We start from the raw sequence: 11,552 nt of genomic DNA, 5'->3' as shown, positions 1-11,552 counted from the left end.
CGGCGTATCAGGCACGGGCACCGGCGCAGGGGTCGGCGCGGCTTGCGGCGGCAGGCTGAAGCTTTCCAGTCCGGCCGGCGGGCCGGCGGGCGTGGTACTGGTCTGGGCAGCCGCAGTGCCGGCCATCAACAGGGCAAAGAAGCCGGCGGCGGCGCGCGGGCCGGGCGAGGTCATGGAAACGCTATCCTCGTGACTAAACGGGTCGATCGGCGAGCGAGCCCCATGCCATTCCCTTTGACAGTTTCCAACACGGAACCTATATGGCGTCTCATCCACCACAGCTTTCGGGAAATGACACGGCGTCGCGCACCGGGTCGGTCGAATGGGAAGCTGATGGTTCATCGGACGCCGGATGCCGCCGCACGAGTGATGCGCGCGGCCTTTCGGCGTCCCGTCGTGCGTCCCGCCCGGAGGTATCCGGGCAGCGAAAATACGGCTGACGAGGCAAAACCAGACCATGGCAACCAAGGCGATCGAGAGCGGCACCGCCAAGCGGCGCATCCGCAAGGTGTTCGGCGACATCCACGAAGTCGTGCAGATGCCCAACCTCATCGAGGTGCAGCGCGAAAGCTACGAGCAGTTCCTGCGCTCCGATCCCGCGACCGGCTATGTGTCCGGCCTCGAAAAGACGCTGCGCTCGGTTTTCCCGATCACCGATTTCGCGGGCACCGCGCAGCTCGATATCAAGAAGGAGGGCGGCTACGTCCTCGAGGACCCGAAGTTCGACGTCGAGGAATGCCGCCAGCGTGGCATCACCTATGCCGCGCCGATGCGCGTCACGCTGACGCTCGCGACGTTCGAGGTCGATCCGGAGACCGAAGCCAAGTCGCTGATCGATATCAAGGAGCAGGACGTCTACATGGGCGACATGCCGCTCATGACGGAGAACGGCACCTTCTTCATCAACGGCACCGAGCGCGTCATCGTCAGCCAGATGCACCGTTCGCCGGGCGTGCTGTTCGACCATGACCGTGGCAAGACGCACGCGTCCGGCAAGTATCTCTTCGCCGCGCGCGTCATTCCCTATCGCGGCTCGTGGCTCGATTTCGAGTTCGACGCCAAGGACATCGTCAACGTCCGTATCGACCGCAAGCGCAAGCTGCCGGTCACCGCGCTGCTTTATGCGCTGGGGATGAACTCGGAAGAGATCCTCAACCACTTCTACAACCGCCTCACCTTTGTGCGCGGCGACGGCGGCTGGCGTATCCCGTTCCAGGCGGAGAACTGGCGCGGCGTGAAGCCGCTGTTCGACATCGTCGACGCGAACTCGGGCGAGGTGGTATTCGCCGCCGGCCAGAAGATTTCCCCGCGCGCCGCCAACAAGGCCGGCAAGGACGGCCTGACCGAGCTGCTGATCCCGACCGAGGAAATCTTCGGTCGCTATTCGGCCTATGACCTCATCAACGAGGCGACGGGCGAGATCTATGTCGAGGCCGGTGACGAGATCACCGCCGAGAATCTGGAAAGCCTGGACAAGGCGGGCGTCGACACGATCGAACTGCTCGACATCGACCATGTCGCCACCGGCCCGTGGATCCGCAACACGCTGAAGGCCGACAAGGCCGAGGAGCGCGAGCAGGCGCTGTCCGACATCTACCGCGTGATGCGCCCCGGCGAGCCGCCGACGCTGGAAACCGCGGAATCGCTGTTCGCCGGCCTGTTCTTCGATCCGGACCGCTACGACCTGTCGGCGGTGGGCCGCGTCAAGCTGAACATGCGCCTCGACCTCGACGCGCCGGACACGGTGACGACGCTGCGTACCGAGGACATTCTGGCGGTGGTCAAGACGCTGGTCGACCTGAAGGACGGCAAGGGCGAGATCGACGACATCGACAATCTCGGCAACCGCCGCGTGCGCTCGGTCGGCGAGCTGCTGGAGAACCAGTACCGTGTCGGCCTGCTGCGCATGGAGCGTGCGGTCAAGGAGCGCATGTCGTCGGTCGACGTGTCCACCGTGATGCCGAACGACCTGATCAACGCCAAGCCCGCGGTCGCCGCGGTGCGCGAGTTCTTCGGTTCGTCGCAGCTGTCGCAGTTCATGGACCAGACCAACCCGCTGTCCGAAGTGACGCACAAGCGCCGCGTCTCGGCCCTCGGGCCGGGCGGTCTGACGCGTGAGCGCGCCGGCTTCGAAGTCCGCGACGTTCACCCGACGCATTATGGCCGTATCTGCCCGATCGAAACGCCGGAAGGCCCGAACATCGGTCTGATCAACTCGCTGTCGACCTTTGCGCGCGTCAACAAGTACGGCTTCATCGAGACGCCGTACCGCAAGATCGTCGATGGCAAGGTGACCAACGAGGTCGTCTATCTGTCGGCGATGGAGGAGCAGAAGCACACCGTCGCGCAGGCGTCGGCCGAGCTGAACGAGGATGGTTCCTTCGCCGAGGAACTGGTGTCCGCGCGTCAGGCCGGCGAATTCCTGATGGCGCTGCCGGACACGGTGACGCTGATGGACGTCAGCCCCAAGCAGCTCGTCTCGGTCGCCGCGTCGCTCATTCCCTTCCTGGAAAACGACGACGCCAACCGCGCGCTGATGGGCTCGAACATGCAGCGCCAGGCGGTGCCACTGGTCAAGGCCGAGGCGCCGTTCGTCGGCACCGGCATGGAAGAGACGGTAGCGCGCGATTCCGGCGCCGCGATCTCGGCCAAGCGCGCCGGCATCGTCGATCAGGTCGATGCCGCACGCATCGTGATCCGCGCGACCGGTGAGGTCGATGCGGGCAAGTCGGGCGTCGACATCTACACGCTGATGAAGTTCCAGCGTTCGAACCAGTCGACCTGCATCAACCAGCGTCCGCTGGTGAAGGTGGGCGACGTGGTGAACGTCGGCGACGTGCTGGCCGACGGCCCGTCGACCGAGTTCGGCGAGCTGGCGCTGGGCCGCAACGCGCTGGTCGCGTTCATGCCCTGGAACGGCTACAACTACGAGGACTCGATCCTCATCTCCGAGCGGATCGTGAAGGACGACGTGTTCACGTCGATCCACATCGACGAGTTCGAGGTGATGGCCCGCGACACGAAGCTGGGGCCGGAGGACATCACCCGCGACATCCCGAACGTCGGCGAGGAGGCGCTGCGCAATCTCGACGAGGCGGGCATCGTCTATGTCGGCGCCGAGGTGGAGCCGGGCGACATCCTGGTCGGCAAGATCACGCCGAAGGGCGAGTCGCCGATGACGCCGGAGGAGAAGCTGCTCCGCGCCATCTTCGGTGAAAAGGCATCGGACGTTCGCGACACCTCGCTGCGCCTGCCGCCGGGCGTTGCCGGCACGATCGTCGACGTGCGCGTCTTCAATCGTCACGGCATCGACAAGGACGAGCGCGCGATGGCGATCGAGCGCGAGGAGATCGAGCGCCTGAAGAAGGACGCCGACGACGAGCGCACCATCCTCAACCGGGCGACCTGGAGCCGCCTGCGCGAGATGCTGCTCGACCAGACCGCGACGGCCGCCCCCAAGGGCGTCAAGAAGGGTTCGGTCATCGACGCCGAGGTGCTGGAAAGCGTCGACCGCCACGAATGGTGGAAGTTCGCGGTCGCCGACGATGCGCGCCAGAGCGATCTGGAAGCGGTCAAGGCCCAGTATGACGAGGCTGCCAAGCGGATCACGGACAAGTTCCATGACCGCCGCGACAAGCTGGAGCGTGGCGACGAGCTGCCGCCGGGCGTGCTGAAGATGGTCAAGGTGTTCGTCGCGGTGAAGCGCAAGCTGCAGCCGGGCGACAAGATGGCCGGCCGTCACGGTAACAAGGGCGTGATCAGCCGCATCCTGCCGCAGGAGGATATGCCCTTCCTCGCGGACGGTACGCCGGTCGACCTCGTGCTGAACCCGCTGGGCGTGCCGAGCCGCATGAACGTCGGACAGATCTTCGAGACGCATCTCGGCTGGGCGGCCCGCAACCTGGGCATGCAGGTGGCGACCGCGCTGGAAGAGTGGCGCGAGGCCAATCCGGACGCCAAGGCGGGGGCGATGCCCGAGCCGGTCAAGGAGCGCCTGGTCGAGATCTATGGCGACCATTATGCCGATGACATCAACGCCCGCACGGGTGAGGAAGTCATGGAACTGGTCGGCAACCTCAAGACCGGCATTCCGATGGGCACCCCGGTGTTCGACGGCGCCCGCGAAGGCGATGTGTCGGCGATGCTGGAGCTGGCGGGTCTCGACACGTCGGGCCAGTCGGACCTGTTCGACGGACGTACCGGCGACAAGTTCGACCGCAAGGTCACGGTGGGCATCATCTACATGCTGAAGCTGCACCACCTGGTCGACGACAAGATCCACGCGCGTTCGATCGGGCCGTACAGCCTCGTTACCCAGCAGCCGCTGGGCGGCAAGGCGCAGTTCGGTGGCCAGCGCTTCGGCGAGATGGAGGTCTGGGCGCTCCAGGCCTACGGCGCGGCGTACACCTTGCAGGAAATGCTGACGGTGAAGTCCGACGACGTGGTCGGCCGCACCAAGGTCTACGAGGCGATCGTCAAGGGCGACGACACCTTCGAGGCCGGCATTCCGGAGAGCTTCAACGTGCTCGTCAAGGAAATGCGCTCGCTGGGCCTGAACGTCGATCTGCGGACCGCCGAGGTCGACGAGGACGATGTTGCCATCGCGGCGGAGTGACCTTCGTCTCCCTCTCCCGACGGGAGAGGGAGGGAGGCGCGAAGCGCCGGAAGGGTGAGGACAGGTAACTGCCCTGCCCTCACCTTCCCACCAGCGGTGCTGGCGGGCCCCTTCCTCTCCCGGCGGGAGAGGAGTTGAGTTTCAAAAGAGGTTCATCAAGATGAACGAACTGACCAATTTCGCCAATCCGGTCGCGAAGCCCGAGACCTTCGACCAGATCCAGATCGGCATCGCATCGCCCGACAAGATCCGTTCGTGGTCGTTCGGTGAGATCAAGAAGCCCGAGACGATCAACTATCGCACGTTCAAGCCCGAGCGTGACGGCCTGTTCTGCGCGCGCATCTTCGGTCCGATCAAGGATTACGAGTGCCTGTGCGGCAAGTACAAGCGCATGAAGTACAAGGGCATCGTCTGCGAGAAGTGCGGTGTCGAGGTTACCGTGTCGAAGGTCCGCCGCGAGCGGATGGGCCATATCGAGCTCGCCGCACCCGTCGCCCACATCTGGTTCCTGAAGTCGCTGCCGAGCCGCATCGGCCTGTTGCTCGACATGCAGTTGAAGCAGCTGGAGCGCGTGCTCTACTTCGAAGCCTATATCGTCATCGAGCCGGGCCTGACGCCGCTGGAGAAGTATCAGCTTCTCACCGAGGACGAGCTGCTCGACGCGCAGGATGAATATGGCGAGGACGCCTTCTCTGCCGGCATCGGCGCGGAAGCCGTGCGCATCATGCTCGAAAGCCTCGATCTCGAGGGCGAGAAGGTCGCGCTGCTCGAAGAGCTGGCGACCACCAAGTCCGAGCTGAAGCCCAAGAAGATCATCAAGCGCCTGAAGGTCGTCGAGTCCTTCCTGGAATCGGGCAACCGTCCGGAATGGATGATCCTCGAAGTCGTGCCGGTCATCCCGCCCGAGCTGCGCCCGCTGGTGCCGCTGGACGGCGGTCGCTTCGCGACGTCGGACCTGAACGACCTGTACCGCCGCGTCATCAACCGCAACAACCGCCTGAAGCGGCTGATGGAGCTGCGCGCGCCGGACATCATCGTCCGCAACGAGAAGCGCATGTTGCAGGAGGCGGTCGACGCCCTCTTCGATAACGGCCGTCGCGGCCGCACGATCACGGGCGCCAACAAGCGCCCGCTGAAGTCGCTGTCCGACATGCTGAAGGGCAAGCAGGGCCGCTTCCGCCAGAACCTGCTCGGCAAGCGCGTCGATTACTCGGGCCGTTCGGTCATCGTGACCGGGCCGGAACTGAAGCTGCACCAGTGCGGCCTGCCCAAGAAGATGGCGCTGGAGCTGTTCAAGCCGTTCATCTACGCGCGCCTCGACGCCAAGGGCCTCAGCATGACGCTGAAGCAGGCGAAGAAGTGGGTGGAGAAGGAGCGCAAGGAAGTCTGGGACATCCTGGACGAGGTGATCCGCGAGCATCCGGTGATGCTGAACCGCGCACCGACGCTCCACCGTCTCGGCATCCAGGCGTTCGAGCCGGTGCTGATCGAGGGCAAGGCGATCCAGCTTCACCCGCTGGTCTGCTCGGCGTTCAACGCCGACTTCGACGGCGACCAGATGGCCGTGCACGTCCCGCTCAGCCTTGAGGCTCAGCTGGAAGCGCGCGTCCTCATGATGTCGACCAACAACATCCTGTCGCCCGCCAACGGCAAGCCGATCATCGTGCCGTCGCAGGACATGGTGCTGGGTCTCTATTATCTGTCGATGGAGAAGACCGGCGAGCCGGGCGAAGGGATGCTGCTCGCCGACATGGCCGAGGTGCATCAGGCGCTCGACGCCGGCGCGGTGACCCTGCACACCAAGGTCATCAGCCGTGTGCCGCAGACCGACGAGAGCGGTCAGCAGTATCTCAAGCGCTTCGAGACGACGCCGGGCCGCATGCTGCTCGGCGAGACGCTGCCCAAGAGCCACAAGGTCCCGTTCGAGATCGTCAACCGCCTTCTCACCAAGAAGGACGTGGGCGACGTGATCGACGAGGTGTATCGTCACACCGGCCAGAAGGAGACCGTGCTGTTCGCCGACGCGATCATGGCGCTCGGCTTCCGGCACGCGTTCAAGGCGGGCATCTCGTTCGGCAAGGACGACATGATCATCCCGAACGAGAAGGACGCCCTCGTCGAGGAGACGCGTGCGCTCGTGAAGGATTACGAGCAGCAGTATCAGGACGGCCTGATCACGCAGCAGGAGAAGTACAACAAGGTGATCGACGCCTGGAGCCGTTGCGGCGACCAGGTGGCTGGCGCCATGATGGACGAGATCAAGGCGGTGAAGCGCGACGAGGAAACGGGTCGCGAAAAGCCGATCAACGCGATCTACATGATGGCTCACTCCGGTGCCCGCGGTTCGCAGGCCCAGATCAAGCAGCTCGCCGGCATGCGCGGCCTGATGGCCAAGCCTAGCGGAGAGATCATCGAGACGCCGATCATCTCGAACTTTAAGGAAGGCCTGACCGTCCTTGAATACTTCAACTCGACCCACGGCGCCCGCAAGGGCCTGGCCGACACCGCGCTCAAGACGGCGAACTCGGGCTACCTTACCCGCCGTCTGGTCGACGTCAGCCAGGACTGCGTCGTCATCGAAGAGGATTGCGGCACGTCCCGCGCCCTCGAGATGAAGGCGATCGTCCAGGGCGGCAGCACGATCGCGTCGCTTGCCGAGCGTATCCTGGGCCGCACCACGGCCGAGGATATCGTCGACCCCAAGACGAACGAGATCAGCATCCCGACGGGCACGCTGCTCGACGAGCCGATGGTCGCCGGCATCGAGAAGATCGGCATCCAGTCGGTCAAGATCCGCAGCCCGCTGGTCTGCGAGTCGAAGATCGGCGTGTGCGGCAAGTGCTACGGCCGTGACCTCGCCCGCGGTACGCCGGTCAACATCGGCGAAGCGGTGGGCGTCATCGCGGCGCAGTCGATCGGCGAGCCGGGTACGCAGCTTACCATGCGTACCTTCCACATCGGCGGCGCGGCACAGCTCAACGAGCAGTCGAACCTCGAGGCGGCGGTCGACGGCACGGTCGAGTTCCGCGACCTGCGCATCATTGAGGACCAGCGCGGTCGTCGCGTGGTGCTCAGCCGCTCGGGCGAGATCGCGATCGTCGACATGGACGGCCGCGAACTGTCGGTCGATCGCATCCCCTACGGCGCTTATGTCCTGTTCGACGACGGGCATATCGTGTCGAAGGGCGACCGCATGGCCGAGTGGGATCCGTTCACCATGCCGGTGATCACGGAAAACCCGGGCACGATCCGCTTCCAGGACCTGATCGAGGGCAAGACGCTGACCGAGCAGGTCGACGAGGCGACGGGCATCGCCCAGCGCGTCGTGATCGAGTATCGCGCCGCGTCCAAGTCGAAGGAGGACCTGCGTCCCCGCCTGACGCTGCACGACGATGCCAGTGGCGAGGCCGGCCGGTACATGCTGGCGCCCGGCGCCACGCTGTCGGTCGAGGACGGGCAGCAGGTGCAGGGCGGCGACGTGATCGCGCGTGTCGCACGTGAAAGCGCCAAGACCCGCGACATCACCGGCGGTCTGCCGCGCGTCGCCGAGCTGTTCGAGGCGCGCATCCCCAAGGAGGCGGCGATCATCGCCAAGGTCTCCGGCCGGGTCGTGTTCGGCAAGGACTACAAGGCCAAGCGCAAGATCGGCATCCAGCCCGAGGATGGCGGCGACGTCGTAGAGTATCTGGTGCCGAAGTCCAAGGTGATCGACGTTCAGGAAGGCGACTACGTCAAGCGTGGCGACAACCTGATCGGCGGCTCGCCCAACCCGCACGACATTCTGGAGACGATGGGGATCGAGCCGCTGGCCGAGTATCTCGTGTCGGAAATCCAGGAAGTGTACCGACTGCAGGGCGTGAAGATCAACGACAAGCACATCGAGACGATCGTTCGTCAGATGCTGCAAAAGGTCGAGATCACCGAGGGCGGCGACACCACGCTGCTCAAGGGCGAGCAGGTCGATCGCGAGGAAATGGACGCGACCAACGCCAAGCTCGGGCCGAACGAGGCGCGTGCGCAGGGCAAGCCCGTCCTGCTCGGCATCACCAAGGCGTCGCTGCAGACCCGCAGCTTCATCTCGGCGGCGTCGTTCCAGGAGACCACCCGCGTCCTCACCGAGGCGGCGGTTCAGGGCAAGCAGGACACGCTGATGGGCCTGAAGGAGAATGTCATCGTCGGCCGCCTGATCCCGGCGGGTACCGGCGCCGGCATGAACCGCCTGCGCGTGGCGGCCTCCAGCCGCGATGCGGCGCTCCGCGTCCAGCAGCGTCGTCTGGCCGATGCGATCGTCGCACCGATCAACGCCGCCGAGCAGAAGGCGGCCGAGGATGCACGCTCCACGCGTGACGACACCGGCACGGGCAGCGATCCGCTGGCCGAGGTCGTGCCGTCGGGCACCGGCACCGATGCCGATGCGGGCGAGTATCTGAACGACTGATCGGTCGCTTCATGACCTGAAAAGGGGCCGCCGTCCGGGCAACCGGGCGGCGGCCTTTTTGTTGGGATGAACATGCCCGACAGCCGCCATTCACCCGCCCCCGCCTAGAGCGGCAGATGGAACAGCCGGCCGTTTTGGCGGGTTGCTCCATCAACGGATCCCTGTTGGGTCCAGGGAGTAACACGATGCACAAGCTGTTGCAGATGGTCGCCGCCTTTGGCCTCGTGGTCAGCGGGACCGCCCTATCCCTCCAGCCGTCCGAGGCGCAGGCGCAGAGCTGGCGCGGCGACCGCAACGAGGGCCGCTGGCAGGGTGATCGCGACCGCCGCAATTACCGGCGTGACGATCGGCGTGCACGGTACGACCGTCGTGACTGGCGCGGCCGGGATGACTGGCGCGGCCGTGACGATCGTTGGGACCGGCGTGGCCGCGACAACCGCTGGGATCGCCGCGACGGCCCCCGCCGCGACACCACCGCCCAGGCGATCCGCCGCGCCGAGCGCCAGCCCGGCTATGTCGATCCCCGTTCGCAGGGCGACAATACGAACTATTATGGTCGGGGCTATCGTCCCTGCACCTACGAGATTCGGAACGGCCGGCGGGTTTGCCGCTGATCCGATCCGACCTTCCCGCCGGCACCCTCGCGTCGGCGGAGAGTTTCTTTGAAACCCGGTATGTTATCGCCTCGGAATGACACAAAACTGATGCCGTTCGTCGCCAATTCCCGACCGTACCTAATATGCATGATGGCCAAACGCGCGCCCATGCGACACAGCCGGCGCGGGAGTTGAGGCAATGACGACAGACAAGGACTATTTCTACCAACGCGCCGAGGCCGAACTGCAACTGGCGCAGCGTGCGACGCACCCCGCCGCGGTGCGCGCCCATTACATCATCGCCAATCATTATCTGGACCGCGTGTACAGCCAATCGGTAATGAGCAGCCCGATGCTGCCCCGATCGGCCTGAGCCCATACGCGTCCGACCGGGAGTCGAATGACACCGGGTTGATCCACCCCTTTCCCCGTTCATGTCGTGTAGCGGCGAGGCCGCGTATCAAGAGAGACGTCGCCATATGCGGCAATGTCTCGATACGCGCTCTCGCTACGCTCCTGCGGAGCTACTCGATCCCTACTCGACACGAACGGATCGAGGGGGTGTCATCCTGCTCCGGCGTTGGATGACATCGGGTTGATCCCCCTTCCCCGTTCGTCTCGAGTAGCCGTCGAGTAGCGGCGCAGCCGCGTATCGAGACGGCGTATCGAGAGACACGTCGCCACATGCGCCACGGTCTCGATACGAGTTCTCGATACGCTCCTGCGGAGCTACTCGATCTCTACTCGACACGAACGGATCAAGGGGGTGTGATCCTGCTCCGACGTCGGATGACATCGGGTTGATCCCCCTCCCCGTTCGTCTCGGGTAGCCGTCGAGTAGCGGCGCAGCCACTTATCGAGACGGCGTATCGAGAGACACGTCGCCGCATGTGGCACTGTCTCGATACGAGCTCTCGACACGAACGGACCACGGGGATGTCATCCTGCGCTGATGCACGCTGCTCTACACAGCGGCCGGACGGCTATCCTCGCTGATCGGCTGCTTCGGTTGGGTATCCAGCGTCCGCGACAGCGTCTCGAACCGGCTGCCATCCACCCGTATCTCATTGAACGCCGGTGGCGAGTGTCGCACCCGCTTCGACAGCGTGCCCGCGCCGATCATCCGGATCGTCCACCCGTTGCGGTCGATCGGCACGTCGAAGGGATCATGGACATGGCCGGTCAGGACGGCATGGGCCCCCGCCGCCGCCAGTGCGGTCAGCGCGGCATCGCCGTGGCGTGTCTTTGCAGTGCCCTTGGTACCCCCTTCGATCAACGGGTGATGCGCCGCCACGAAGATCAGGTTGCCCCTGGGCGCCTGCTCGATCAGCGTCAGCGCGCGTGACAGCGATCCGGGGCTCACCCGCCCCTTGGACCAGTTCCACCGCCACTGCGCCCGCGCCGTCGTCTTCAGCGGCACCACGGTGATGCCGGGCAAGTCCAGCGGCTGCTCGATCATCTTTTCCACCGCGGCATAGCGCTGATAGGGCGAAAACAGCCGCCGGAACGGGTCCCAGTAATAGGGGATGTCGTGATTGCCGACCTCCAGCGTCACCGGCACACCCAGCGACCGCAGCCAGGCACCACCCGCCGCGAACTCGCTCTTGGTCGCCCGCATCGTCAGGTCGCCGGTCATGATGACCGCATCGGGCTTCTCCGTCGCGACCAGGTCGGAAAACCAGGCGATCGCCTCCGGGTCTTCCGCGCCGAAATGGACGTCGCTGACGTGGAACAGCCGCTTCATGCCCGGCATCCAGCGGTCGGGGCGGCGCGTCGATCGATAACATAGGCCATAAGGGCGGGCATTCTCCTGTTATTTCCGCAACGACCGGTCCGCGTGCACGTTCCCGGTCGTTGCGGCTCGGCACGCTTCCCTGCATGGACGCGCGATGCATTCCTACCC

General features: G+C 65.1%; 5 protein-coding genes. 4 read left to right on the top strand and 1 reads right to left on the bottom strand.

What is annotated here, in order from left to right:
- Positions 1-457 precede the first annotated feature (457 nt).
- The 4 genes from rpoB (at position 458) to OXR08_RS17920 (ending at position 10,022) form a co-directional block, all read left to right on the top strand.
- The gene (gene rpoB, locus OXR08_RS17935; RefSeq protein ID WP_267351947.1) at positions 458-4,615 is read left to right on the top strand and encodes a DNA-directed RNA polymerase subunit beta; all 4,158 of its coding nucleotides are present in this window, start codon (positions 458-460) and stop codon (positions 4,613-4,615) included.
- Between the two features lie 160 nt (positions 4,616-4,775).
- A complete protein-coding gene (gene rpoC, locus OXR08_RS17930; protein ID WP_149680934.1) occupies positions 4,776-9,053 on the top strand; it encodes a DNA-directed RNA polymerase subunit beta' in 4,278 nt (1,425 codons plus the stop codon).
- 185 nt (positions 9,054-9,238) lie between these two features.
- Positions 9,239-9,667 carry a hypothetical protein gene (locus OXR08_RS17925; protein ID WP_267351945.1) on the top strand — a complete coding sequence of 143 codons (429 nt, stop codon included), beginning with the start codon at positions 9,239-9,241 and terminating at the stop codon, positions 9,665-9,667.
- 181 nt (positions 9,668-9,848) lie between these two features.
- Positions 9,849-10,022 (top strand): hypothetical protein, encoded by a 174-nt coding sequence (locus OXR08_RS17920; protein WP_162843968.1) that lies wholly within the window; start codon positions 9,849-9,851, stop codon positions 10,020-10,022.
- A 591-nt stretch (positions 10,023-10,613) separates the two neighbouring features.
- Here the strand turns inward: OXR08_RS17920 and OXR08_RS17915 are convergent.
- On the bottom strand, positions 10,614-11,393 hold the full coding sequence (locus OXR08_RS17915; protein ID WP_149680936.1) for a metallophosphoesterase: 780 nt from the start codon (positions 11,391-11,393) through the stop codon (positions 10,614-10,616).
- Between the last annotated feature and the right edge of the window lie 159 nt (positions 11,394-11,552).

This window comes from Sphingomonas sp. GM_Shp_2 (genome assembly GCF_026540875.1).
Classification (GTDB): Bacteria; Pseudomonadota; Alphaproteobacteria; order Sphingomonadales; family Sphingomonadaceae; genus Sphingomonas; species Sphingomonas carotinifaciens.
This window is presented reverse-complemented; position numbering and strand designations above follow the sequence as displayed.